Origin of the sequence: Paraburkholderia ginsengisoli NBRC 100965, assembly GCF_000739735.1 — a bacterium.
GTDB lineage: Bacteria > Pseudomonadota > Gammaproteobacteria > Burkholderiales > Burkholderiaceae > Paraburkholderia > Paraburkholderia ginsengisoli.
The window spans coordinates 1-26,371 of record NZ_BBJF01000017.1; the positions used below are offsets into that span (position 1 = coordinate 1).

The 26,371-nt window shown below is 60.1% G+C and carries 15 protein-coding genes and 2 pseudogenes; 6 read left to right on the top strand and 11 right to left on the bottom strand.

Annotated features, from left to right (window positions below):
• Positions 1-1,902, bottom strand: a 1,902-nt coding sequence (locus BGI01S_RS31425) for an ESPR-type extended signal peptide-containing protein (RefSeq protein WP_042328278.1), incomplete at its 3' end; no start/stop codon positions are given.
• Positions 1,903-2,977: 1,075 nt separating this feature from the next.
• Here BGI01S_RS31425 and BGI01S_RS21815 point away from each other — a divergent pair.
• The 3 genes from BGI01S_RS21815 to BGI01S_RS21825 all read left to right on the top strand — a co-directional run bounded on the left by BGI01S_RS21815 (position 2,978) and on the right by BGI01S_RS21825 (position 6,144).
• On the top strand, positions 2,978-5,215 hold the full coding sequence (locus tag BGI01S_RS21815; protein WP_042328122.1) for an NADP-dependent isocitrate dehydrogenase: 2,238 nt from the start codon (positions 2,978-2,980) through the stop codon (positions 5,213-5,215).
• Between the two features lie 219 nt (positions 5,216-5,434).
• Positions 5,435-5,695 (top strand): type II toxin-antitoxin system VapB family antitoxin, encoded by a 261-nt coding sequence (gene vapB, locus BGI01S_RS21820; RefSeq protein ID WP_042328123.1) that lies wholly within the window; start codon positions 5,435-5,437, stop codon positions 5,693-5,695.
• Positions 5,692-6,144, top strand: coding sequence for a type II toxin-antitoxin system VapC family toxin (locus BGI01S_RS21825; RefSeq protein WP_042328124.1), 453 nt, complete (start codon positions 5,692-5,694; stop codon positions 6,142-6,144). Before vapB ends, BGI01S_RS21825 begins: the two co-directional genes overlap by 4 nt.
• Before the next feature lie 57 nt (positions 6,145-6,201).
• On the opposite strand, the gene BGI01S_RS21830 is transcribed toward BGI01S_RS21825, so the two are convergent.
• The 6 genes from BGI01S_RS21830 to BGI01S_RS21855 all read right to left on the bottom strand — a co-directional run bounded on the left by BGI01S_RS21830 (position 6,202) and on the right by BGI01S_RS21855 (position 12,999).
• A complete protein-coding gene (locus BGI01S_RS21830) occupies positions 6,202-6,702 on the bottom strand; it encodes a hypothetical protein (RefSeq protein WP_157004250.1) in 501 nt (166 codons plus the stop codon).
• A 303-nt stretch (positions 6,703-7,005) separates the two neighbouring features.
• Positions 7,006-7,740 carry a TenA family transcriptional regulator gene (locus tag BGI01S_RS21835; protein WP_042328126.1) on the bottom strand — a complete coding sequence of 245 codons (735 nt, stop codon included), beginning with the start codon at positions 7,738-7,740 and terminating at the stop codon, positions 7,006-7,008.
• Positions 7,740-10,184, bottom strand: a complete 2,445-nt coding sequence (locus tag BGI01S_RS21840) for a putative bifunctional diguanylate cyclase/phosphodiesterase (protein WP_167335673.1) — start codon at positions 10,182-10,184, stop codon at positions 7,740-7,742. The genes BGI01S_RS21835 and BGI01S_RS21840 overlap by 1 nt, the downstream gene beginning before the upstream one ends.
• Before the next feature lie 396 nt (positions 10,185-10,580).
• A complete protein-coding gene (locus tag BGI01S_RS21845; protein WP_052400507.1) occupies positions 10,581-11,102 on the bottom strand; it encodes an OmpA family protein in 522 nt (173 codons plus the stop codon).
• Positions 11,099-12,382 carry a diguanylate cyclase gene (locus BGI01S_RS21850; RefSeq protein ID WP_042328128.1) on the bottom strand — a complete coding sequence of 428 codons (1,284 nt, stop codon included), beginning with the start codon at positions 12,380-12,382 and terminating at the stop codon, positions 11,099-11,101. The genes BGI01S_RS21845 and BGI01S_RS21850 overlap by 4 nt, the downstream gene beginning before the upstream one ends.
• Positions 12,379-12,999: a YfiR family protein gene (locus tag BGI01S_RS21855; RefSeq protein ID WP_084585459.1), complete on the bottom strand. Its 621-nt coding sequence runs from the start codon at positions 12,997-12,999 to the stop codon at positions 12,379-12,381. The genes BGI01S_RS21850 and BGI01S_RS21855 overlap by 4 nt, the downstream gene beginning before the upstream one ends.
• Positions 13,000-13,357: 358 nt before the next feature.
• Here BGI01S_RS21855 and BGI01S_RS21860 point away from each other — a divergent pair, with 358 nt between their 5' ends.
• The 3 genes from BGI01S_RS21860 to BGI01S_RS21875 all read left to right on the top strand — a co-directional run bounded on the left by BGI01S_RS21860 (position 13,358) and on the right by BGI01S_RS21875 (position 17,406).
• On the top strand, positions 13,358-14,665 hold the full coding sequence (locus tag BGI01S_RS21860) for a glycosyltransferase family 4 protein (protein WP_084585460.1): 1,308 nt from the start codon (positions 13,358-13,360) through the stop codon (positions 14,663-14,665).
• 552 nt (positions 14,666-15,217) lie between these two features.
• Positions 15,218-15,841: a GNAT family N-acetyltransferase gene (locus BGI01S_RS21870; protein ID WP_042328130.1), complete on the top strand. Its 624-nt coding sequence runs from the start codon at positions 15,218-15,220 to the stop codon at positions 15,839-15,841.
• On the top strand, positions 15,838-17,406 hold the full coding sequence (locus BGI01S_RS21875) for a mannose-1-phosphate guanylyltransferase/mannose-6-phosphate isomerase (protein ID WP_042328131.1): 1,569 nt from the start codon (positions 15,838-15,840) through the stop codon (positions 17,404-17,406). Before BGI01S_RS21870 ends, BGI01S_RS21875 begins: the two co-directional genes overlap by 4 nt.
• Before the next feature lie 557 nt (positions 17,407-17,963).
• On the opposite strand, the gene BGI01S_RS21880 is transcribed toward BGI01S_RS21875, so the two are convergent.
• The 4 genes and pseudogenes from BGI01S_RS21880 to BGI01S_RS31435 all read right to left on the bottom strand — a co-directional run.
• Positions 17,964-19,262 carry a lipopolysaccharide biosynthesis protein gene (locus tag BGI01S_RS21880; RefSeq protein WP_042328132.1) on the bottom strand — a complete coding sequence of 433 codons (1,299 nt, stop codon included), beginning with the start codon at positions 19,260-19,262 and terminating at the stop codon, positions 17,964-17,966.
• A gap of 40 nt (positions 19,263-19,302) precedes the next feature.
• Positions 19,303-20,313, bottom strand: coding sequence for a glycosyltransferase family 2 protein (locus tag BGI01S_RS21885; protein WP_042328133.1), 1,011 nt, complete (start codon positions 20,311-20,313; stop codon positions 19,303-19,305).
• 307 nt (positions 20,314-20,620) lie between these two features.
• Positions 20,621-22,564 (bottom strand): annotated as a pseudogene (locus BGI01S_RS31430) (autotransporter family protein); the annotation flags it as partial.
• A gap of 231 nt (positions 22,565-22,795) precedes the next feature.
• Positions 22,796-26,098 (bottom strand): annotated as a pseudogene (locus tag BGI01S_RS31435) (ESPR-type extended signal peptide-containing protein); the annotation flags it as partial.
• Positions 26,099-26,371: the final 273 nt, after the last annotated feature.

Genomic DNA, 26,371 nt, shown 5'->3' on the forward strand with positions numbered 1-26,371 from the left:
ACTATTCTCACGGCTCACCGCCGTGCTGAGTCCGGTCGACGTCGAGGTCGACAGCGAGCTCAACCCGGTCGACAGGCTACCCACCGTGCTGTTGGTCGTGCTCAGTCCCGTGGACAACGAGTTCACACCGCTCTGCGCAGTACTGATGCCCGTTGACGTGGACGACGACAGGCTGGTCAAGCTGCTGTTGGTCGTGCTCAGGCCCGTCGACAACGAACTCAGGCCAGTCGACGTCGAGGTCGACAATGTGTTGATCGCCGTCGTAGCCGCATACAACTGACTGCCGTTGATAGCGTCCGTGCTCGCGGCGCTGATGCGGCCGGCAGCGACGTTCGTGATCTGGCGTTCGGCGCCGGCAGCGCCAACGCTCACCACGCCGCCAGCAGCCGGAGCGCCTCCGGCAAACGTGTACGACGTGCCGCCGATGGTCGCGCTCGGCGTCGGATTGGACGCTGCAACGGTGGAACTATTGCCGAGGACCACGGCGCCATCCAGCCCGGTCGGCACCGTGATGTTGTTGCCCACCGCGAACGCGTTATTCGAGCTGATGCTGTTGTTGTTACCAAGCGAATACGAGCCGGCGCCCGTAATGGTGGTCGGATCGCCGATCGCGCCGGAGCTCGCCCCGCTGACCACGTTGCCCGTGCCAATGCTGATCGCCTGCGAGCCGGTGGCTTTCGCGCCGTTGCCGATAGCGATGCTGTTGATGTTGGCCGCATTGCCGCTCACGCCGGCGGTCGCATTCAGACCCATCGCAACGGAATTGGCGCCATAGGCGTTCGATTGACCGCCAATCGCGACGGAATTCGCAGCCGCAGCGGAAGCGCCGGCCGTCGCGTTACCGCCGATGGCTACCGAGCCATCACCAGCCGCCCGAGCACCCGAAAAAGAGCCTGAAACGCCACCACCGCCCAGTGCCGTGGCATTAATTCCCGACGCGGTAGCAAAATTGCCGTAAGCAGACGCCCCTGTGTTGCTTGCAGTAGCCGAATTACCTGTGGCAACTGAATTCGCTCCGCTTGCCGATGCGTAATTGCCCACGGCGGTCGCGAAGTTGGCGGTCGCATTTGCAGTATTGCCGAAGGCCGACGCATCACTGCCAGCGGCGCGGGCAGAATATCCGATCGCGGTCGCAGACAATCCGGTGCCGCTGGCGCCATTGGCCGACGCATTTTGCCCAATAGCAACGTCGCCGCTCGTGACCGCCTTCGTGCCGCTCCCCAGAGCTATCGCGTTATCGCCGGCGGCGCTCGCTCCGACGGCGCCCTCGCCAATCGCAATCGAAGCGGTACCGATCGTGGCAGCCAGCGTGGCCGCGCTACCGATACGCATCGAGCCCGCGGCCGTTCCGCCACCCAACCCGAGAAGACCCGAGTTCACATAAAGCTCACCGCCCAGCGACAGCGAATTGGAACCGGCGCCGCTCGACGGACCATAGAACAATGCGCGGTTGGTTTGCGTTCCCTTGTCGGTCGTCGTGCACGTTGAACTTGCCGCACCGAGGGCGGCGACCGACGGGACTGGCGTCGCCGCACCGAGCGACCCGAGAGCCATCGAGTTCGCTCCGGAAGGCGTGGGATTACCGCCACCGTAATTGCCCATCACGGACACACCTGCGGTGTCGAAAGTCCAGAGACAGGCGGCGTCCGTACCGTCGTTGATGAAAATGCCGGGGCCGGCATGTGCCGATGTCGCGGCAATACCGAGCACTGCCGCACTGACGGATCGCAACACCTGGACATTCACCCGCTTGCCGCCGACACCGTTCGCCGAGCCGCCATCGTTACCGCCCGCAGCGACGGTCGCCGACCGGCTGCGCTTGCCTCTCGCCGCAACGATTTCCGAAGCCGCTACCCATGCCCCGAGGGCTTCATTCCAAATCGATCGATATGTCTTATTCATCGTAAAGCCCTATCAGGGAGCGCACGCCATCAGGGCAGGGACCAGAGTCATTCTGGCTGCCCGAATAAGCGGAAATTCGGCGTGCTTATATTTCGGATGGTGGATTCTAGGGCGCGCACAGTTCACAAACTGCTAAACAATGCAAATTTGAGATGAGTGGTTTGTTAATAATTGTTAATTCCTTCAATACTCTCAAGTCTTTGAAAAATAAGAACAATTTAAAGCACTCGACAGCGATTTAACAAAATGCATGGGTGATTGTCACTTTCCGGAAGAACGTGAAAAGTGGCAATTCGAGAATCGGCAGCCGATGCCAATCGTTTGCTTACGTTTACAAATAGCGAAATGGAATGTGACAAAACCGTCAATTCTGGCAGGCAGCCGAAATGGCCACGCGGGCCAATCGTCGCAATGAGATGGCTCGGTGACGATCTAGCGCAAAGAAGTCTCGAGAGAGCGCGGCGTACGGACGTTCCGGCCAGGCACACCAGGGCCTGTGGCCGCCGCCTCGCTTCACCAGAGTCGAGCGTCGGATGGCAGTTCAGTGTGTGCTTAACGCGCTTTAGCGCGCGTTGGGCGAGCGCGTGTGCACCGATTGAAACAGGAGGATTAGAAGTGCGGCGCTCCACGAGGAAATGTCAGATCAGGACCACCGATGTTTGTTAAGCGCTCCGAACAGATTCGCGACGGCCGCCCTCCCGAGTCCTGAGGCCGCGTTATCGAGCATCGAGTGAGTGTCAAAAAGATTGGGCAGAGGCGTTGACGCCCTAGGTGCCGCATTGCCCTGGTAAGAGCCCTGGAAACCGCGAACGTCAAGAAACGAAAAACTTTCCATCCACTCTTCATGAAAAAAGCGAGGAAGGCTTAAAGTAAGCGTTTGCGCCATCGTACGGAGAACCGGTTGAAACCGCGTTGCTCGACCAGAGCAAGGAAATGGCACAACATTCAATCCCGGCCTGTCGAGTCCGCACCAAAGCGAAATCCCGCAGAATTCGAACACGAACACCAACACCCAAGCCGGCTTGCGAAGCAGCCGCACGCGCCCACAACCCGTGTCCCCCTTTTGAGGCAAGCGATGAGTACCGAGCAACCCACGATCATCTACACCCTGACCGATGAGGCCCCGCTGCTAGCGACGAGTGCCTTCCTACCCATCGTTCGCACGTTCACCGCGCCGGCCGGAATCCAGGTGACCACCAGCGACATCTCCGTGGCCGGCCGCATACTCGGCGAATTCCCCGAATTCCTGACCGACGCGCAGCAGGTGCCCGACAGCCTCGCCGAACTCGGCCGGCTGACACTGCTGCCCGACACCAACATTATCAAGCTGCCCAACATCAGCGCTTCGGTCCATCAACTGGTTGCCGCGATCAAGGAACTGCAGGCGAAGGGTTACGCAGTACCGGACTTCCCGGAAGAACCGAAGACCGATGCCGAGAAAGCGATCCGCCAGCGCTACTCCAAATGTTTGGGCAGCGCTGTCAACCCGGTTCTACGCGAAGGTAATTCGGATCGCCGCGCACCTGCCGCCGTGAAGAACTACGCGCGTAAGAACCCGCACAGCATGGGCGAGTGGAGCATGGCCTCGCGCACTCACGTGGCCCACATGAAGCACGGCGACTTCTACCATGGCGAAAAGTCCATGACCGTGGACCATGCCCGCAACGTGAAAATGGAGTTGCTCACCGCCGACGGCAAGACCATTGTGCTTAAGCCCAAGGTGGCGCTGCTGGATGGCGAAATCATCGACAGCATGTTCATGAGCAAGAAGGCGCTTTGCGACTTCTATGAAGAGCAAATGGAGGACGCCCGCAAAACCGGGGTGATGCTGTCGCTGCACGTCAAGGCCACGATGATGAAGGTCTCGCACCCCATCGTCTTCGGACACGCGGTGAAGATCTTCTACAAGGATGCCTTCGAGAAGCACGGCGAGCTGTTCGAAGAACTTGGGGTGAACGTCAACAACGGTCTCGTCAATCTGTACGACAAGCTGGAAAGCCTGCCCACGTCAAAGCGTGAAGAGATTATCCGCGACCTGCATGCCTGCCACGAGCACCGCCCCGAACTGGCGATGGTGGATTCGGCCAAAGGCATCTCCAACCTGCACGCCCCTAACGACGTAATCGTGGACGCATCGATGCCGGCCATGATCCGCATCGGCGGCAAGATGTGGGGCGCCGACGGGCGTCCGAAGGACACCAAGGCCGTGATTCCGGAGAGCACGTTTGCCCGCATCTATCAGGAGATCATCAACTTCTGTAAAACCAACGGCAACTTCGATCCGGTCACGATGGGCACCGTGCCCAACGTTGGACTGATGGCGCAGCAGGCCGAAGAATACGGCTCGCACGACAAGACCTTCGAAGTGCCCGAAGCCGGCGAGGCGCGCATCGTCGATCTGGATAGCGGCGAAGTGCTGCTCACCCAAAACGTTGAAGAAGGCGACATATGGCGCATGTGCCAGGTCAAGGACGCGCCGATCCGCGACTGGGTCAAGCTGGCCGTTACACGCGCGCGCAACTCCGGGATGCCGGCTATTTTCTGGCTGGACCCGTATCGCCCGCACGAAGCGGAAATGATCAGGAAGGTCGAGACCTACCTGAAGGACCACGACACCACCGGCCTCGACATCCAGATCATGTCGCAAGTCCGCGCGATGCGTTACACGCTGGAGCGTGTCATCCGCGGTCTCGATACCATTTCGGTCACGGGTAACATCCTGCGCGACTACCTCACGGACCTCTTCCCGATCATGGAATTGGGCACCAGTGCGAAGATGCTCTCCATCGTTCCGCTGATGGCCGGCGGCGGTATGTACGAAACAGGCGCCGGCGGCTCCGCGCCGAAGCACGTCAAGCAACTCATCGAAGAAAATCACCTGCGCTGGGATTCTCTCGGCGAATTCCTCGCGTTGGCCGTGTCGCTCGAAGAGCTGGGAATCAAAACCGCCAATGACGAGGCGAGAATTCTGGCCAAAACCCTCGACGCAGCGACCGGCAAGCTGTTGGACAACAACAAGAATCCATCGCCGAAAACGGGTCAATTGGACAACCGCGGAAGCCAGTTCTATCTGGCCATGTACTGGGCTCAGGAGCTGGCAGCGCAGACCGAAAACGCCGCGCTCGCCGCACGGTTCGCCCCGCTGGCGAAGCAGTTGACCGACAACGAGCAGATCATTGTGGCCGAGTTATCGGAAGTACAAGGCAAGCCGGTCGACATTGGCGGCTATTACAAGCCCGACGCCGAAAAGCTGGCGGACGTCATGCGCCCGAGCAAGACGTTGAACGCGGCGCTGGCAACCTGCGTGGCTTAACAGTCAGAGCCGCCTCGTCGACCGGGGCGGCTCCCCTTTGGTCGACACTCTCGCGTCGTGGCACAAGCGGCACAAGCGACGCACGCAGGCTCAGTGAAAACGCCACCGCCGTCGCATTCATTTGCTCGTGTTTCCTCGTATTGAGCAAACACGAGTCGTCACGTATAAAACAGAATACCACGGCGCATATAAACGTTAATCTGCTACAAGCACACTCGCATGCGTACTGTTTCCATCTTCAAGAATAGCACCAGCCAGGCAGTTCGCATTCCGAAGGATATGCGGTTCGAAGGTGTGACCGAGCTCGAGATCCGGCGTGAAGGCGACACCATCCTGCTGCGGCCCGCACGTCCGAGCTGGATTTCTTTCGCCGATGAGCCCCGTGCCGATGCCGACTTCATGTCCGGGCGCGCCGCCGTCTTTCGGGCAGGCCGGTATGACCTGCCCGATGCAGTCGACGCTCAGGAGTCAGCATCGTGACCCAGCTCTATATGCTGGACACCAGCATCTGCTCATTGGTCGTGCGCGAGCGGCCTCAGTGCATTCTGGCCAGGCTGCAGGCCTGCAACGCCCAGCAGCGCATTGTCATCTCCGCCATCACGTACGCGGAAATGCGCTTTGCCTCAGCGGGGAAAATAGACTCCCCCACGCACGCGCAACTGGTGTCGGCTTTCGTCGCGCGCCTCGACGGCGTTTTGCCGTGGGATGCGATGGCTGCGGACCGAACCATACGAGTGCGCGTCGAGCTCGCCCATCTGGGTGCCCCAATCAGTGAGAACGATGCGGCGATTGCAGGTCACGCGCTCGCGGTGGGCGCCATTCTCGTGACCAACAACGCGCGGGAATTCCGACACGTGCGGGGACTTCATATCGAAGACTGGGCAAAACCGGCAGTGAGCCAGCGCGCGACCGAGCCGGAGAAGCTATGAGACGCCCGTGCGAAACGGCGTCTCCAGGGAAGTGGCCCGCAGGAAAGTGAGCAACCGTTATTGGTGGGACGCTGCCGACGGTAGCGTCGTACACGCGTGAAATTGTGTCGTTTCCCGTTCGGAGCGCTCCTCACCCGCGCCTAGCTGCAGGAACAGCAACGTCGCCTGGTCATCGAAGACGTACCATACACTTGTAGCAGTCAAATCCATCCCAGTCGACATTCTTAGCAAGCGCACCATCCTCACCTGACGAAGAAAGCATGTTGTCGCGAGATTGCGATCGTCGATAATCACCCCACGTGTTGCGAACACCATCCTCATCGCTTCGATGCTACTCTCGCGTCGCTGTGCGGTCCTGAACGCATTGTCTGCCCGGTCATAGATTTCGCCGAATCGCCCCTGCTTGAATAGCTCAATCATGCGCAACTCGGCCGCTTCGGATATCTGCTGGCTGGGAGGCGTCGATACGGATTCTGCTAACCATACGGCGCCAATAGCGACCGGGATCGATGCCCAGATCAAAGCCATCCATGCCCATTTCGAATGGCGCAGTGCCACGCGTACCGCCATCCTTCGCCCTCTCTTCTAGCAATTGGATCGCAAGTTGTACTTCATTGATGGACCGGTCACCTCTGTCGCGCAGGCAAGCCCATAGCCCCTCTATATCCTCATCATCGAAATTCGGTTCATCGGTGTTTCCGCGTGGCAATTACACCATCAGAAAGAGATGGTGTTGGCTGCAGCGCGCTTGCACGCATAGGCGTGCAGGCACTCGGTATAGCGACGCACACCCGGCCTTTACAATCCCCTCTTCCATCACTCCTGAAGCCAGCCAGCGCCTTCAAATTCGAAAGAAGTAGCCTAACAGCAGCAATCGAGACTGACCTTGAAGTACTCATAGCTATACGTGATGCTACGCTTGACGTCGCGCACATCCTGCGCTTGTGGTGCACGCCCGAGCAGCGTAGCGACGATATCCAGTGCTTCCCACGGATGCGCATCGTCGTAATGCGCGTGCATTTTCAGCCACCGCATCGCACGCTTACGGATTTCCTCCGGATAGCTACTCTCGAGTACGCCGCTACTGCAGACAAGCGTCGACCAGTCGCCGGTGACGCCTTCAATGGCGAAATTGGTCGCGGCGATTGCTGCCGGCAATGAATCGCTGCTGCTGCTTTTCCAGCACCAGTGGCTTAATGCATAAGCGAGCGAAGGCCCCGTCGCATTCTGCATTGCCTCACGCGACACGTCGTGCGCAGCGGCCCAATCAACCCAGTAGTCGGCGTGATTCTGCTCGATTCGAATATTGCGCGTGAGGTACCGGCGAGCCATTCTTGTCCCGGGTGTCTCATGCGGGCCAAGCTTCCGCAGATTCATACCCATATACTGCGGGAACTGATCGATAACGGGCCAACCGTTCACGAGAAATGCACGCATTTCCCGTTCATTGAGCCGGTTATCACGCATCGCTGCAAATAGCGGATGCCCGGTCACTTCCTGTCTTACCGCCAGCGTTTCACCCACCACATCCTGCACCCAGCGTGGATAGCTCGCGATGTCCTTCAGATCCCCTTCCCTGCAGAACGACTCAACCATTACACCTCCTGCGTACACACCTCGGCCTCGATCCAAGGGGCGGGCTGCCCCAAGTAGTAACCCTGCGCGCAATCCACACCCAGTCGGCGCAGCGCCTCCAAAACTTCTGCGCTCCCCACGTACTCGGCAATCGTCTTGCACTTCATCGCGTGTCCCATATCGTTGATTGCGGCAACGATGTCGCAACTGACAGCGTCATGACTGATGTCCCTGACGAAGCTCCCATCGATCTTCAGATATTCAACCGGCAATTGCTTCAGATAGCCGAAAGAGGACATCCCGGCACCGAAGTCGTCCAGCGCGAAGCGGCAGCCCATTCTGGTTAGCTCACGCATGAAACGGACGGCGGGAGTGAGATTGGCAATCGCCGCTGTCTCCGTAATCTCAAAGCAGATGAGACTTGGCGCAACACCTGTACGGACGAACTGCTCACGGACGAAATCAAGGAAGCGTTCATCCCCGATCGACGAACCCGACAGATTGATGCCGTATTGAGCGAAGTACGGCGTCTCGATGCGAGACAACCGTTCCAGCGCCGTCCGAATCACCCAGCGGTCGATCGCCGGCATGAGCCCGTACCGCTCCGCCGCGGGAATGAAGAGGCCCGGCGCCACCACGCCGCCTCCAGAGCTTCTCGCATTCATCCGTAACAGGAGTTCCGCGTGATATCCACGCGGGGCGCCGAGCGAACTCGCTTCGTTGATCTCCACAATCGGCTGGACGTAAAGGCAGAACTCATCGGCCTCCATCGCCTGTTTGACTCGTCGACCCCACGAGGCTTCGTCCACGTAGTGCAGCAATTCGCTATCGCACAGGTCCGCCAGTTGCACCCGGTTGCGACCTCTCTCCTTCGCCATGTAGCAAGCGACGTCGGCTAGTCTGAGCGCCTGTTCCACGGTCATGCCGCCGTCAATATCCACAATCTTCAACACGCCGACACTGACACTGGTCGTGCACGGCTGAGCTTCCCACATAAATACGAATTCATTCAGGCAGGTCCGGAGTTCTTCTGTGACCCGCTCGATGTCCGACGAGCAATAGTTCTGCAACAACACGCCGAATTCATCACCCCCAAATCGTGCGAGGGTGTCGTTGGCGCGCAGGCACTGCTGGAACCGTTTCGCCACTTCGCGGAGCATCGAATCTCCCGCCGCGTGCCCACAGGTATCGTTGACAACCCTGAAGCGATCGAGATCAAGAAATAGCAGCGCCGACGTTTCCTTCGCCAGCGGATCTTCGCGGGGCGTCTGAAGCGCGACACGCAGGCGGCGCTCGAACTCAGCGCGATTCACGAGCCCGGTCAATGCATCGTGCAACGCCTGCCACGCGACGTTCTCGCGGTATTCGCGCTCTCGTGTCATGTTGCGAAGTATGAGGACGTAGCCATTCGTATCCGAGTCACTGGCATCGTCACTAATCGGCGACGTCACTGCCTGTACGAATATCTCCTTACCGTCACCACGCAGAAGCAGCATGTCTGCGGCTAAGCCGGCCTCACCCGGCTCGGTCAATTTGTTCGATACAGGGTTGACCGGCTCCCGGCTCCCTTCGTGCACCAGCCGAAGTGTCTCGTGCAAGCGCTTGCCGACACAATCAGCCGCAGGACGGCCCGATATCCGTTCGGCCGCGGCATTGATGAATTCAACATAGCCCGACGATCCTGTGACGATCACCGCCTCGCCTATCGAGCCAAGCGTCGCCTTCGCTCGCGCCTCACTTTCACGAAGCGCAATCTCAATCTGCCTACGCTCCAATATCGAACGTCTCACGTGTAACGTGGACAGAAGCATCAGCAGGATCGAAGCGTAAAGATCGGTGGCCAACAGGAGCGTGGCCGTTCTACGAAATGCCGCACTGATCACATCCGAAAACTTGCTCGCGAGCGGTCGGATCTCGACGTTGATCTGCCAAATCCGTTGTTTCAGATAGTCCGTCACGCCGCCCACTTGCGTCCCGCTCTGCAACTTTTCGCGCAAAGTCCGCACTATCTGGTCAAGCTGCTCCAGTTCCAAATCGCCCCGCGACCAGTAGCTCATTGCTTCACTAAAGTAGCCGGTATGGCGAAAGATTCTCGAAACCCAGATTACGTCGCCGACATCCTCCGGCGCTATTCCACTGTCAATCAGTGCGGTACGCGCAAACGCCGGATCGGGCGCACCTCGCGCAAACTCCAGTCGGACGCTTCTTAGCTTGCGCAAATTGTCGGCGGTGGCGAGATACTGTTTGTATGCATCTTCGCTGCCGGTCTCCGCATAGACTTGCGCGTAAAAAATTGCGTCTTTCTGCTCCTTCGACCACAGACTCTCACCAACAATATAAGTACGAGCGGAAGACATGACCCGGATGCTGACCGTGGCAAGAATCAACACGGCAAGTACAGCGAGGAGGAATGGTCCTGTGATCCGCAACAGTTGCGCGTTCAGGTATTTCGACGGGTTTTTCAAGACACTATCCATAGGCAATCATCGATGCGCGCAAAAAGTGTCAGCTAATTAGAATTATGATGAAAGGGCTAGTGCTTTTTGGATAGAAAAAAAGCAATGCAGCGATGAAGCATAGTCGACGGCATCGTTAGCAGTGAAATGTCACACGCCGGATATCATATCTACCGATCCCGATCCCGTTCGCGATCTCTACTCTTGCCGCTTTTCTCTACGTTATCCGAACTATTCAGACTACATGGTCAGTCTATCCGGACGTATCTGAACAATACATTCAATTGACAATATTTTAATTTCTTCGCACTGTTTTCACATCACAACGCACCGTTATTCCGGACTTCTCGAGCCCGCCGGTCGCGCTACTTTTCGGGCAGGCACTTCGCCGCCTCTCACCGATAACTATTCCGATGAAACGACCACCGCGACCCGTCTGTTCTGGCTCCGACCGGACTTTGTGCCGTTATCCGCCACTGGACTCGACTCGCCATAACCACGCGTCCGAATGTTCTTGGCGGGGATGCCAATGTCCACCAATAGATGCGCGACGGTCTTTGCGCGACGCACTGACAATTGCTGGTTATAGTTCGCGCCGCCGTCTGCATCGGTGTAACCATTCACGCAGATATGCTCGACGTTCATCGCGATCAGCACGTAACCAACGCGTTCGAGCGCGTGCCGGGCTTCCGGTCCTAAAGTCGCCTCGCCGCTGGCAAAGAGCAATCGGTCTGCCCCGTCGAACTCCATCGCGTTACCGTCGGCCATCCGGCTGAATCCCGTGCGCTCGAGTGCAGCCACTTGGGTGTCGGTAAAATGGTGCGCGGGGTGCCACGACTGACAACCTGTCAGCAAAGCCAGCATCGGCGTGAGACTGAAAAAGCCATGCACGGCTCTTTCCGTGATCTTCCTTATAAATTCGCTCAAGGGCTTCTCCAACCATTTCTGACTTGCACATCCCGGCCGCCGCCAGCGACGCAATAGGTGCCACGCTCGTGCCGCTTGGCTTTATACATCGCAGCGTCCGCACTACGTAAAAGCGATGCGGCGTCGATTGCATGATCCGGAAAGATCGCAATACCGATACTCAAGGACGCGGTCAGATGTTCTTCTGACGGCAGCGAAATCGGCTCCGCAATTCTGAGCCGGATGTTCTCGGCAAGGGCGACCGCGTGCTTTGCTTCCCCCAAGGGTTTCATGACAATCGCGAATTCGTCTCCGCCAAGCCTAGCGACCAGGTCGCTCTCGCGGACACTCGACTTGAGCCGGGCCGCAATGCCACATAGCACCGCGTCGCCCGCTTCGTGCCCGAGTTCGTCGTTAACCGCTTTGAAACGGTCGACGTCGATAAAGAGCACCGCCACCCGCTCGCCGGATTCGAGCCCGCTTCTCAGGCATCGCTGAAGTTGTGCTTCAAAGAAAGCGCGATTTCTAACGCCGGTCAGAGGATCGTGGCTAGCCTGATGCGCGAGAGAAGCGTTTTCGAGTTCCACCTGCTTCTGCCACGATTCCATTTCGTCGAGCAGCGCATTGAAGTCGTCTCCCAACCGGTTCAGTTCAAGGATCGCGGTCGGCGCGACACGTTTGTCAAACATGCGCTCGCGTCTCACGGTGTACGCCGTTTGCGCCAGCTGTTGCAGGGGCAACACGATCTCCGAGCGGGTTCGATGTGAAAGGTAAAGCGCGCCCGCACCGCTTAGCGCGAGACACAGGGCAGCACCGGCAATACTCAAGCTCAAAAACTTCAGCAGGTCCTCGCCTGATCCGTACAGCCTGATTTCGCCGACGGGTATGCCATCGTGCACGATGGACCTGATCACAGGCGCCGGCAGGATAAGCTTCGCAAGCTGCTGTTCGGCCAGAAACCTCGGGCCAGGTTCGCTACGCATCCATCCGGCGAACAGTTGACCATCGGCTGTCAATACCTCCGCCTTCTCGACGCGTTCACGCGATACCACCAGCGTCAGCGAATCGACTGCCGCGCCCTGGTCGTCGAAGACCAATGCGGCTTCCACGGTATAGCTCGCGGCACGGGCCACAAGTTCGAGGTTGTAGTTGATATACATGCGCAGCATGACCAGGCCCGCGATGATAAACGACACCCCAACGAGCAGAACGGTAATCAACGCTACGCTCAGGTGCGCGCGCCTCAGCACAGCGTTGAGCGTCAGTGGCGAGCGCCGGTCGATGGCATCGGGCTTGCTCATGGTTGAACAGGCTTACGACGCCCGAGCAACAATACGTTCGGGCTGATTCTTATCCCGCTACGGGAAATCGCATCGAGATTCACTTTCAGCGAAAAGCGATTGCCGAGTGCGCGCAGAGAGAACATCGCACCGTCGGTACAATCTTCGCCCTGCTCTTCAATGGTCAGAATCTGCAACCGCTGTGAACCGGTCAACAGGTTCTTACGCGCCTCGCCCGGAAGCGCGCCGATATAGACCACATCACAGCTCGACAACGACGGCTCGCCACGCATCTCGAGATCCCGCATTTGCACGGGCCGACCGGCGACGACATTCGCCTGGACAGACATATCACGCAGATACGCCGTACCTCCCGCTACGCACAGTCGATACACCTCGGGCTGAACTGGCCAATGAGCGTAGCTGATAATGTCCAGCACCGCGCGCGCAATGTTCGCGGGCGCGTCGATATCGCCGGGACTCAGGCGCTCCGCGAAGGCGGATTCCACCGGCATTAGCACGCATAAAACCGCGCCACATATACCGATGAAGGTCAGGAAATTTTCACAAAACCTCTGTCCCGACTTTAACTGATGTACGACGGTGTTCAGTGCTCTCTCTGTCACGATATGAGGCATCCGCGCCTATTTCTTCTGTACCTGATTCTCTGCGCGGCCACGAGTCATTGCTGCACTCATCCCATGGCCAAGCCCATCACATTCGACTTCAAGACTAACGGCTTTCTCGCCGTACAAAGTCATACATTGTCAAACCGAACCTGTCGCTACGTGATGTCTGTCGGAAAGTACTCTTGACCAATTGTTGGCACTCCGACTTTTAACCGGATGCGACGCTACGGTAAGGTCTCGTACATAGCAACAGGACCTATGCACGGATAATCTGGCGACAGAAGCGTGGTCCCCTCTCGCGGGCTCACTGCGCAATCTCTGCCAGGTGAAAGTTTGGCTGGCGATCAAACTCGAAAGGAATCACGTTTTGAAAGTAGCGATCGTTCACGACTGGCTGGTTGTCAACGGAGGGGCGGAGCGCGTGCTCGCGCAGATGATCGACTGCTTTCCGCAGGCCGACGTCTTCAGCCTCGTCGATTTTCTCGAGGACCGCTCCTGCTTGCGCGGACGCCCGGTTAAAACGTCCTTCATCCAGAAGTTGCCGCGTGCGAAAACAAAATATCGCGCGTATCTGCCGCTATTTCCGCTCGCCATCGAGCAATTCGATCTGTCGGATTACGACGTCATCCTTTCGAGCTCGTACGCTGTCGCGAAGGGCGTACTCAACGGACCGGACCAACTGCATGTGAGCTACGTGCACTCACCGGTGCGTTACGCGTGGGACTTGCAGCATCAGTATCTGAACGAGGCGGGGTTGGCGCGTGGCTTCAAATCGCTGCTCGCGCGCACGCTGCTGCACTACATCCGCAACTGGGACGCGCGCTCCGCGAACGGTGTGGATTTGATCGCGGCGAATTCGCGCTTCATCGCCCGGCGCATCCGGAAGGTGTACCGACGCGAATCGACGGTGATCTATCCGCCCGTCGACGTCGATCACCTGAACCTGTGCACAGTGAAGGACGACTTCTATCTGACCGCTTCGCGCATGGTGCCGTACAAGCGTATCGACATGATCGTCGAAGCGTTCTCCCGCACACCGGAACGCAAGCTCGTGGTGATCGGAGACGGCCCGGACATGGCGAAGATCCGTGCACTGGCCGGGCCCAATGTCACGCTGCTCGGATATCAGCCATTCGATGTGCTGCACGATCATCTGCAGCGAGCCAAAGGATTCGTCTTTGCCGCAGAGGAAGACTTTGGCATCTCGCCCGTCGAGGCTCAGGCGTGCGGAACGCCGGTGATCGCGTATGGCAAGGGCGGCGTGTGCGAATCGGTCAGGGTCGCGCCCCATCCGCGTCCGACGGGGATGTTCTTCGACACACAAACGCCCGAGGCGCTGCTCGCGACGTTGGCGCTCTTCGAAACGATGCCGTCAGGTACATTCGATGCCAATGCCTGTCGCACGAACGCGGAACGCTTCGGCGCCGAGCGGTTTCGCAGCGCGCTTTTGCAATTAGTTGAAGACGGCCATCGCGAACTGCACGCGCAATTGACCATGCCTGTGGATGAAGACGGCTCGCTATCGGTGCCGGAACACGAAAGCGTCTCGTCGACACCGTCACTTACCGAGACTGCCGGCGTGACCAACTTCCTGCTCGGCAACGATGAAAACGCAGAGGCAGAAGACCATAGCCGTGGCCTGCGCAGCGAAGCTGAACTGGTACGGGCGCTTTGATTGCGCACGCTCCAGCTAGCCGGCCATGCAGTTTCTTTCTCTCCTCTGCGACTTTGGCAGTTGCACAGCGCCAGCGCCTGGACCATCCGTTGGTACGCCACACGGCACCGTGATAATTTTATCGCGCTTATCGTCATCCCCCTGTCGTGTCATGGCCCCGTCGCGCAGCTTGGTGCGTGGACCTTCGACATCGCACAGAAAGTGGCCGAATTGGCCGCCACGTAAGGCAACGAGCCGCGTTGACCCACATCCTCTTTAGCCCGATTTCAGACGTCATCGACGCAACGATAACGGCGCGATTCCACTGCCGCTTTTTTCGTCCGCTTCGCATAAGTCATGCTGCTGACAGCAAGCATCCCCGATAGCACGACACTTTGGACAACGATCCAATTCGAACGAATCGCCGATCGGTATTCTGTCGAACAGAGACCCAAAGTCGTGCTCGTTAATATCATCTCCCTATGAAGAGGCTGTGCTTCGCATCGCGACCTCGCAAGGGATTGCGAATTGCGGACCGGCTTATTCGACCGGCAATCGAACGAGGTACACATCATGGACTGGAAATGCTGCGAATTCGGTCAATTGAGTTCAGCGGAGATCTATCAGATTCTGCGCGCGCGCAACGCTATCCTGGTCGTCGAGGATGCTCACATGCATCAGGACATCGACGGCAAGGACGCTAGCGCCGTGCACGTCTTCGCTGTCGACACGGTCGGCGGCGAATCACTGGTCGTGGCCTATGCGCGTCTGCGTCCCGGCGACGAAGTCGACCCGGAAGCGATGATCGACAAGTCGCTAACGCACACCACGCGCCGTGACGACGACACCGCCGACCGGTTGATCGAGCGCACGCTGGCAGCCGCTCATGAGCGCTGGCCACAAGCGCCGGTGAGAACCCACTCGCCCGTTCATCGCGAGACGTTCTATAAGCGCTTCGGCTTTCGCAAGGCCGACGGACCATTCCTGCAACACGGCATGCCCTTTATCGGCATGATCCGCCCTGCCACCGACACACAGAAGTCGTTCAACAACCCGTCGGGTAAGAACCGCGCTTCGCCAGAACGCAGCGCAGAAGCGGCCGCACAGACAGCCGAATCCGAACACGCGGCGCGGCGCGCAGAAGGCAAGCCCAGCCTGTCGTCCCGCTTCAACACCATCCCCGGAGTTAGTCAATGAAACAGGTCACGTCCGGCGAACCGAATCGCCATCCCACTGAAGCGGCTCCCCTCATCCTGCCCGTGATCCTCGCCGGCGGATCAGGCACCCGCTTGTGGCCACTGTCGCGCGAACACCATCCGAAGCAGTTGATCGGGCTGATCGCCGACGAATCGCTGCTGAGTTCGACCGCCGGACGACTGGACGGCCTGAATGAAGTTGAACTCGCCAACGAGTTGCTGGTGGTCTGCGGCGAGCATCACAAATTCATGAGCGCTACGCAGGTTCGCGTGAGTGGCAAGCCTGCCCGTATTCTGCTCGAACCCGCTGCGCGAAACACCGCACCCGCCCTCACGCTCGCGGCACTCGATGCTCGCGCCCGCCATGGCGACCCGGTGCTAGTCGTGATGCCTGCCGACCACGCGGTATCGGACAACCGGGCCTTCCAACTCGCGGTTGCGCAAGCGGCCACCTACGCGCAGGAAAACGCGATCGTCGCGCTCGGTGTATTGCCGCGTCACGCCGAAACCGGCTATGGGTATATCAAACTCGGCGCGCCGCTGGCCGGCGTGCGCGGTACGTCGGGCGCTCACCTGATTGAACGCTTCGTGGAGAAGCCCCATCAGGAACTGGCGCAGCGATACCTTGAATCCGGCGAGTACTGGTGGAACAGCGGCATCTTCGTCGTGCGGGCGTCGACGTGGCTTCGCGCTATCGAAGCACTCCAGCCCGAAATGTTCGCCGCCTGCGATGCAGCATGGAGCAACGGCACGACCGAGGGCGGCTTCTTCAAGGCAGACGCGGCAAAGTTCGCGGCGTGTCCGTCAGATTCGATCGACTATGCCGTGATGGAGCATCTCACCTCGACCTCGCAAGACAACACGCCGCGAGGTATCGTGATGCCGCTCGCCGCCGGCTGGTCCGACGTGGGATCGTGGGACGCGGTGTGGGAAATCATGCCGAAGAGTCCGGAAGGCAACGTCGCGCGCGGCCGTGTGATGTTCGAGGGAACGGAAGACAGCTTCGTGCATTCGGAAGGACGCCTCGTTGCCTGCGTCGGCCTGAAGGATGTCGTGGTGATCGAAACCGCCGACGCGGTGCTTGTCGCCAACAAGAACGACGTGCAGCAGGTCAAGGCGATCGTTGGGCGGCTCAAGTCCGAACACCATGCCGAAGCGCAGGACCATCGCAAGGTTCACCGGCCATGGGGACACTATGATTCGATCGATCGCGGCGAGCGCTTTCAGGTCAAGCGCATCGTCGTCGATCCGGGCAAACAGTTGTCGTTGCAGATGCATTACCATCGCGCCGAACACTGGATCGTCGTGCGTGGCACTGCACGGGTGACCTGCGGTGAGCGGACCTTCCTGCTCAGCGAGAACGAGTCGACATACATTGCCGTTGGCATGGTGCATCGTCTGGAGAACCCAGGCAAGACGCCGCTGGAAATGATCGAAGTACAGTCCGGGCACTATCTCGGCGAAGACGACATCGTGCGCTTCGACGATCAATATGGACGCGCAGGTACGCCCGCGGTGGATAGTACCGCGGCACCGGCACCGGTTGTACCTTCGGTGACGGGATAAAGCGGCGTATTGCAGGTGGCGGGAGAGCGCGGGCGCTAGCTTCCAGGTCGGACGACGGATGCTAGCGTCGGCGCCCCATCAAGGCTCTCTGTCGCCGCCGATACGCCTGATATCGGCTCAGGCCTGTCTGCATCGCACACGGTGTGACACGAAAGCCCTGCACTAGAGCGCGGGTGACGCATGCTGAAAACTACCGAGCTGCGTGCGCGCATCTGCGAAGCGCAATTCTCGACCTCTCTTCTCGCGATCGCGGCTGGAGCGCCTGCCCCGCCACTCACGCTGCAATTCCGCCCCTCTCTCTCCGCCTGACAAGACCTCTGTCGACGATCGACCGCAGGATCGCTGTCACCGCCGCATACTCATCGATCCAGAATGCGCGCTGAAATCCATCTACTCGATCTGCGAACTTCGATCATTCGGCAGGTAACAAGCCTGCTCACCTTCAGGCCGAATCCCGTCGCACAGTCGCAATGGCTTGCGACGCACGAGGGCGAATAAGAATCCACACGAGAGAGTAACTGCGGAACGCGATTCAGTCTTCCTGCAACCCTCTCCGATCACTCGTCCGATACCGCCCCAAGGCGGGCCTTGACGAGCATCTTCCGCACGGCCCGCGGCACGCTATCGTCCAGCAAGCCCGCGCGCACGGTAAAACACAGCAGGATAAACGAAAGCGTCGTTTCACCGACCACTCGCGCAAGGGCCATGCCCATCGCACCGTGTCGAGGTGCAAGAATAAGTGCGGCCGCCAGATTGGCGAGCCCCGACATCACCCCGGCGACAGCAAGCACGCGGTCCTTTTTGCGCGGAACGAGAATATAAAAGCCGACGAACTGATTGAACGCCGCGAACGGAAACATCCACGCGAGACATTGCAGGACCGCAGCACTCGGCGTAAATGCCTTACCGAGTATCAGCGGCAACAGCAACGGCGAAAGGACGAGCGCGCCGCCAAGCGCGAGCAGTCCGTAGCCGATCAGTAAGGCAGCGCCCCGGCGAGTCGTTGCGCGCGCGCCGGCGTGATCGCCTTGCGACAGTTGCCGCGAGATGGTCGGGATGAAGACCTGCCCCGCCGGCCCCATGAGACTCAGTCCGATCGTCGCGAAGCGCTCCGCCGCGCCGAAGTATCCGACTTGGGAGGACGTCGACAGCAGCGTAAGAAGGTATGTCGACGAAGCCGTGAGAACCGCCGATCCGGTCGAGTAGCAAAACAGCATCGTCGAGCTGCGGAACAATTGAGGTACGCCGCGCCAGCGAATCACCGGCAATCCGATCTCGAAGATCGTCAGGCCATAGGCGATCACGGACGAAATCATGCCGGCAATCAACAGGCTGCCCAACACCCATGACGAATCCGCCGGGCCGCTAACCAGCGAGAGTATCAACACCAGGCTCACGGCGAAGCCGAGCACCTCGAGCATGATCGGAGTGCGGAACCGTTGACGCCCCTGAAAAAGCCAGCCGAGGTTCCAACCCGATACGATGCCCAGCGCCGTCGCGAGAATGCCGATGGCCGGGCGTTCCGCAAGAGCCGGCGAGCAGAACGTGGCGATCACGCCGACCGCGCCACCGAGCAATCCCATCAACAAGCGTGCGCTCAGGTGCAATGAGAAGATCGCATGGTGTTCACCGGGCGTCTGCGTATTCGAAATTTCTCGCATGCCGACATAGGTGAAGCCGTAACTCACGAGCATCCAGATGACGTTCATCAGCGACATGGCCGCGAGTACGCGGCCATATTCCGCTACACCGAGCACGCGTCCATAGAAAGGAATCACGACGATGAGGTACAGATACCTCATGATGTAACCGCCGTAGACGAATGCGAGTACCCGGATGTTCTCCTGCCTGTTCATAACGATTTCTCTAGAGCCTGCCCCGAATGCGGAAGCGGCGTCAGCGTGCCGCGCGGCTGCGGCGCGACAGCGGGTTGGCGATATATCGAACCGCGTAGTCCGATACGGGCGAGTACGGGAACAGGCACAGACTCGACAATGCAAGCACGCCGATCTTCTTCTTCATCCCCCAGAAAGGATTGGCGACGATCGAGTGCAAATAGTTGCGGGACTTCAGCGCAAACCATCGATAGCGCTTGACGAGCGACGCACCGTGGAGCTGGGTGCAGAAAATTGCCTTCTCGTAGGAGAAGTCGTGAAACTTGGCCGGCAATTCGACGCCGAGCCGGTCGTGCGCTATCTGACGCAGGATGTTCCATCGCGCGAAGAGTGCCTTTGGCACCTTCTCGGTGTCCTCGGAGTTCGCAAACGAAACAGTCGAGGTTGCCGATTGATGCACCCGATAACCGCCCAACGAGCAGGCAATCGAAGCAACCGGTCCGAGCAATGCGGCACCGTAGATGGCGAAGAAATCCGCTCCGTAGCGCGTTTCGGCCGTTTCGGGAATCGGAAAAAGACTGCGCAGCGCTTTCGTGCTATATGCGTTGCCGGACGCGGGCGGCGACGGATAAAGCCAGCCGTCGCGCAGCAACGAACCGCTGTCGACGGGAGCATCCGAATGCGGGACGTGCGTGCCCGTGAATTCACCATCGCCCGTCATGACGTCGAGGCGGAACTGCACCTTTTCATATCCGCCCGGCCCGAACTTCTGCATGACGGCCGACACCGCGTCCGGATAGAGAATGTCGTCCGCGTCCAGCAGGATGACGACATCGCTGTCGATCTCTTCAATCGCCCGGTTGTAGGCCGACACCTGTCCGCCATTTTCCTTGAACGCGGTCGAAATACGTGAGCCGTATCGCTCGATCAGTGCCCGCGAACCATCGGTCGAGCCGTCGTCCACGACCAGCACTTTCGTCGCGGGATAGTTCTGAGCCAGCGCCGAATCGATAGCATCGGCAAGGAAGCGCTCATAGTTGTAGTTGCAGATGGCGATGGTGACAGACTTCATGTCTCTGTTGCAATGGAGAAGGCATCGATCACAGGAGCAATATCATCGCATCTTGCGATATTGCCGGGAGGGGGCAGGACGGATGAGCGCGTACGCGATCATCTGTCTCTGGGAGTATGGCGGTTATCCGCGGAGCCAGCGGATTCGGTCGCCCGCGCGGCGTCGTTCCGGTTGCGCAGCGTGCCCGCTTCGGGTACGGCTGCGGAACCGCAACCAGCACGCGCAAGCTTAACCGTGCGCCTCTCGGGTCTCTGTTCGCGAGATTACCGCAACCGCCTCGCGTCCTGGCGATCATACGCCGTTCCGCTTACCAGCTATAACGATAGCCCGCCTTGCCGATCACCCCTTGACGGTACTGCCCTCCCAGATTGCGTGCGTATTTCACGTTGGCGTAGAACTCGCCCGACTTTCCGAAGCTCGTGGTCACGCCCACGCCCAGCTCGTACCAGCTTCGACCGAGGCCCGAATCAAACGACGTTCCGCCGACCGTTGTCTGACCGGGTGAGAAAAAGTCGTGCAGCACGTCGGCGGTGAAATAGGGCGTCGCGGCGCTCGTGCGAGTGTCGTTCTCCATGTTGGCCCGGAACACGCGCACGCCGAGGCGGCCGCGCAGCGCGTTGGTGGTCGTGCCGGAAATTGCCGAGATGTTGTCGTCGAACCCATTGAGCTTCAGGTACTGATACATCAGCTGTGCCTGCGGTTCGATCGCGACCGCACTGCCGCCCACACTGAACGGCTTGCCGACCTCCTGAGACAACGCCACGCCGAAGCCGTTCTGCGAGCCGCTGCTGCCATACGCGTCGCTATAGCGGTTGTTGTAGTGGGTCAGTTGTCCGACGCTGTCGAAGTAGGTGCCATCCGCCAGGTAACGGGTCCAGTAGCCGCCCACGCTTTGCGCATGCATCTCCATCGAGCCGGTCGACGTCGACAGAGCCGGATTGATGCTGCGCGCCATGTCGCTGAAGCTGGCGTCCGCCGTTCCGAAGGTCACCATCGCGCCCGCATGCGTGCTGCCACCGCTTGCTGCCTGGTCGAGCGTCCAGTCCTTGCCGAACTGCGCGAAGAACGTTTTCTCGTCGGCGGCGAAACGGCTGCTGGCGTCCGCGTCGAGCGTTTGGCCGCCGATGCGTCCCCACACTCCGTCATGATTGCCAGGCTGCTTCTTCTCGACGTTCGCGATATCGCCGACCCGCTCATGCAGCCTGTCCAGCGTGGCGAAGCCGTAGTCGACATTCAGCGACGGCGTCATCGTGTAGCCCACCACGCCCGGCCGGTACGCGGCAGGTGCCGCAGCCGGAGCCTGGGTCGCGTCGGCCGACGGGCCAGGCGGTGTAGTCGCCGAAGTCGGAAGCAGGTCGGAGCGCAAGTACCAGCTATTCGCGTTGCTTTGGCCGCCGCGATACAACAGGTATTCGTACGCGCCGGCCTGCACGGGCCCTGCGAGATGGAACGCGGAAGTGGCAGTCGACGCGCCATTCGTCGCGACGACCACGCCAATCCCATCGGTGGTGGTTTGCGCCCCGGAGCCGGTCGTGTTGGTGATCTTCAGTGCGCTCGTGCCGCTGGTGTTGCCACCGTTCAGAATCAGTCGATCCGTTGGCGATGCGTCCGCGCCGAGGTACGTGTTCAACGCGATCGTGCCGCCGTTGCCGACATAGCTGCCCGTGGTCACGGTTTTGTAGCTGGCCGCCGCCGTCGGGTCCCCGGTCGGCGCGACGAAGGCCACGTTGCCCGCATTGTTCAGGCTGCTCAGCGTGGAACTGCCGGTGACATTCCACGCACTCGTGTCGTCGATCGTCACGCCGACCGGATCGATCTGGCCGGTGAGCGTCGTATGGTTCGTCAGGAACACATTGCCGATGCTGGCCGCGTCCGAAAAAATATTGCCGGTGAGGTTCTCGTTCGACGCGGTGAACGTAACGTTGCTGCCGTTGGTCAGGTTCAGCAGCGTGCCGTTGCCCGCAGTGACCGTTGCTCCGTTTTGCACGGTGATGTCAGCGATGCCACCGTTCGCGAGGAAAGCCGGTCCGGTCGTCGATGTCACACTGCCGCCGGTCACGGCCACGCTGCTGGTCGCGCCGCCGGCGAGCGAATCCGACGTGACGATGCCGGATGCGGCACCCTTCAGCGTCGAGGCATTCAACGTCAGCACGCCGCCGCTATCCGCCGTCGCGCCATTCGCTGCGGCGCTGGTGATCGACGATCCTGAATCGGTCACCGTGCCGCCGTTCTGCGCAACCACGCCGTCCGCCAGCGTGCCCGTCGTTTTGACGGCGGTCGATGCGAGGTTGGCCACGCCGCCAGCGGAAGCCACGACGCCGTGCGCAGAGGCGCCTGCGGTCGAGATCTGCGCAGCGGTGAGCGTCAGCGATCCCCCATTGGTCGCGTCGGCGCCGATCGCGCCGGCGCCCGTGGTACGGATGATCGTTTCGTTGTTCGACACGATGGACGATCCGGCGCCCAATGCTTCGACACCATGCGCGGCCTGCCCCGCAGTGGACACGACGCCCGCTGCGAGCGCCGCGCTGGCGCCGTTGCTCATCTCGATCCCGACGGCGTTCTGACCAGTGGTGGTGACCGCGGCGCTCGAATTCGTCAACGTCGAACCGGCCCCGGAAACAAACAGACCGATCGCGTTGTCGCCCGCGGTCTTGATGGTCGTTGCCGCGTCAGCGGAAATCATTGCGCTGGCGCCGGTCGACGATACGCCATCGCCCCCGGCACCGATCGTGTCGATTCGGGTGCCGGTCAACGCGATGGTCGAATTCGCGCCGAGGTTATCGACACCCTTTCCTGAGCCGCTCGCCGTAATCGACGCCGCACCCGCCGTGACGCCGCCGCCCGAATCGGTCGAGTCGATCTGGATACCATCCGCCGTTCCGCCAGCGATGACAGTTCCGCTGCTGGGCAGTGCAACGGACGCGCCCGCGCCGGCTAAGCGGATGGCCGCGATGCCGTCATCCGCTTCGATGGTGCCGGTGTTGATCAAGGTGGCCGTCGCGCCCTGAACCAAAGCGCCCGTACCGTTAGACACCCGGATCGTCGACGCATTGTTGACCGTTCCTTGCGGACCGACGACGACACCGGTCGAACCGGCGCCCGTCAACATGACGGAGTTGTTGTTCGCGAGCGTGCCGAGGTTCTGTGCGACAAAGCCGGTCACGCCGGCGGTGTTCGAACGCACGGCCGCATTGTTGGTCAGCATGGTCGCCGTCGGCACGCCGCTCGTCGCGTTGGACAGGTCATACGCCTGTCCATCCACGACGCCCGCGATCGCTCCGGCCGCGTTCAGATGGATGACGGTCGCCGCATCGATGGTGCCGGTCGCGCCGCCCTGATCGGTGATGGCGACGCCGCTCGGTCCATTGACGTTGTAGACCGAATTGCCGGTCGAAAGCGTGGAGCCGGAATCCGTTGCCACGACCCCGCGCGCATTCTGACCATTGATATTCATCGTCAACGTGCCTGCCGTCGAAGACCCCGTGAACGCCGCGCCACCGGCGACGCGGAACAGCGTCGAGTCAGCGGTGCCGACGGCAAGTTGCTGCGCGGCTACGTTGATCTTCGAGTTGGCGCCATAGGCAAAGAAGCCGATCTGGCTGCTGCCGGAGATGAAGTTGGGGACCGCGTTGGCGTCGACCTTGATCGTCGCGCCCGAACGCGCATGCACGCCGATCGCGCCGGTGCCGGTGAGGTTGACGGCGCCGTCGACCGTTGCGGTGGCATTCGAGCCTTGTGCCCACACGCCATAATTGCGTGTGCCCGAGGCCGGATCGGCACCGCCGGCGACGGTGATCGTACCGGTCGACGTTGCGGCCGTCGGCGTCGAGCCGGTCCCGATGACTTCGATGCCGACACCGTTCACGCCGTTCAAAGCAATCGTGCCAGTATTGCTGACGGTTGCGGCCGTGTTGTCGGCGAGCATCCCGACATTTGCAAGCGGCAGTCCCGACGCCGCGCCGTTCACGATGATGCTCCCACCATTATTCAGGATGCCTGACGTTGACTGGATGCTAGCCATTGCGGCGGCATTTTGCGTCTGGCTGCCGATAACGATATCGCCGAAATTCTTCGCGCTCCCCGAACTGCCGAGCAGCACGCCGTACGATCGCGTGGACAGCGCCACGTCTGCCGTGGCTTCTGGGGCAGCAGCGTCATACTGCGCCGCGCGCCCAACGTAGATCGTGCCGCCCGCCAGATTGGTGAAACTACCGTCGGACACGAGCCCGCCGATCACCTGGCTATTCAGGTTCGTCGCGTTGATGCCCACGTTGATGACACCGGCATTCGACGCCACCGCGCCACCCGATACGGCAACGGCATAATTTTGCAGGGAGCGGTTGTTACTCCCGTTGTAGTTCCACGCAGCGACATTCATGATGCCGTTGTTGACGAAGCTGGTGCCCGGTCCATTGGCCGATACACCGAAGCCTTCGGTATAGGCGTTAAAGCCGAAATTGTCGGGCTGAGCCGCCGTGCCGGTGTTGAAGTTGTTGCCCGAGGCGTAGCCGGATGAGATCACGCCATTGTTGACACCTTGTGCGCCACTTCGCAGGCCGACCAGCGTGAAGCCGCCGGAGATCTGTCCATCGTTGACGACGTGCGCGCCGTTTTCCGCGAGGACGGCGAAACTCTGGCCGCTGTCGCTACGAACGTCGATCTGCCCACCGGCAGCGATATGGAGCATGGCGTTGGCGCCCGTGCCATGAATGACCGACAGGTTCGCGGTCGCGAGGGAGACTTCGTCGGCTGCGGAAACGTTGTTGGTGTATTGAACGGTTTGCTGCGTGAAGCTGACGGCCTGATTGAACGCGGAGTCGTAGGCCGACTGCGAACTCAATGCGCCGCTCTGAAGCGACTGCACCAGGAAATCGTTGTAGGCGGCCAGAGAGGTTGCGTCGGTGACGCTCCACGTGCTGCCATTGAAAGCCTGAAAAGTGCCGGCGTACGATGGCACGCGAATGGTATAGCTGCTGGCGCTTCCGCCTGGGGCGAGCGCCGCGAAATCAACCTGATTGCGCGAGTTCCAATTGACCGCGCTCGGCGCAGCGCCGGTGCCATCGGCGTAGACCAGGTCGGTCTCCTTGGCTGCCATTGCGATGCTATTGCCGGCCGACGCCGGAGCGTTGGCCGGAACTCCAATGGCGACGTCAAGGGTGCCCCCTGTGTTGGAAATCGTCCCGATCCGCGTATCGACATACTGACTCCCATCGACGTTATGGAAAACCGGCACGTTTGCCGTGTCCCAACTCGACGCGACGAAGTTGCCCGAGTTATAGGTGGCAACGGTAATGTTGCCGCCGGTGATCGGATCAGGCGTACTGACGCTCTGCGCCTCGGCACCAAGAGCAAGGCGCGGCTGGTTGGCAGTGCCTGAGACGATCGTCGTGCTGCCCAGCGGCATGATGGTGTAGCCCGCATCGCTTTGGGCGCCAGTCCACGCGCCAGACAGATGGACCACATCGGCGCCAGAAACGGTCACGGACCCGGCGAGGTTGTCATTCGCCGTGGGACTGAAAGCCCCCAGCGCACACGTGCCGCCGGTCGAGACCGTGGAGCCGTCGCCGCAAGTGGACGCATAGGCGGTGCCCATCGTCGACACGGCTGCAACGGAGAAACCCAGCGCGGTAATCAGGCGACGCTGGCGCCGTACCGGTGGCCGGGCGTCATTCCCGCTTTCCACGACAGTTCCGCCGGAACGCTTGCCGCGCGCCATGGTGGTTTCCGAAACGGCGACCCAACTGCCAAGAGCTTCATTCCATATTGAGCGAAAAGACTTATTCACGGCCCGTCCTATTTTGAATAATCAATTGTCCGACCTGCCAATACCGCAGGCTGCGTCTATACGACAAACAATGGCTCTCAATGGCGTGCTGTGACTTCTTCCACGCCTCGCATCAGCACCTGATGCATCCAATTGAAATTAAAATGAAATTTAGCTGACACGTCGCGATACGATCATCAACTATTGAAAAATGGCGCCGCGATTTTGTTAAAATAAAATAGTGATCGGCAATGTAATCACACGAACAGACGCGACTCGAATAGCTCGCCGTTT

Bases quoted from the DNA above. Each gene is read 5' to 3' on its own strand.
- BGI01S_RS21815 (WP_042328122.1), top strand. From the start codon at position 2,978: ATGAGTACCGAGCAACCCACGATCATCTACACCCTGACCGATGAGGCC.
- vapB (WP_042328123.1), top strand. From the start codon at position 5,435: ATGCGTACTGTTTCCATCTTCAAGAATAGCACCAGCCAGGCAGTTCGC.
- BGI01S_RS21835 (WP_042328126.1), bottom strand. From the start codon at position 7,740: ATGGTTGAGTCGTTCTGCAGGGAAGGGGATCTGAAGGACATCGCGAGC.
- BGI01S_RS21850 (WP_042328128.1), bottom strand. From the start codon at position 12,382: ATGAGCAAGCCCGATGCCATCGACCGGCGCTCGCCACTGACGCTCAAC.
- BGI01S_RS21855 (WP_084585459.1), bottom strand. From the start codon at position 12,999: ATGCCTCATATCGTGACAGAGAGAGCACTGAACACCGTCGTACATCAG.
- BGI01S_RS21870 (WP_042328130.1), top strand. From the start codon at position 15,218: ATGGACTGGAAATGCTGCGAATTCGGTCAATTGAGTTCAGCGGAGATC.
- BGI01S_RS21875 (WP_042328131.1), top strand. From the start codon at position 15,838: ATGAAACAGGTCACGTCCGGCGAACCGAATCGCCATCCCACTGAAGCG.
- BGI01S_RS21880 (WP_042328132.1), bottom strand. From the start codon at position 19,262: ATGAACAGGCAGGAGAACATCCGGGTACTCGCATTCGTCTACGGCGGT.
- BGI01S_RS21885 (WP_042328133.1), bottom strand. From the start codon at position 20,313: ATGAAGTCTGTCACCATCGCCATCTGCAACTACAACTATGAGCGCTTC.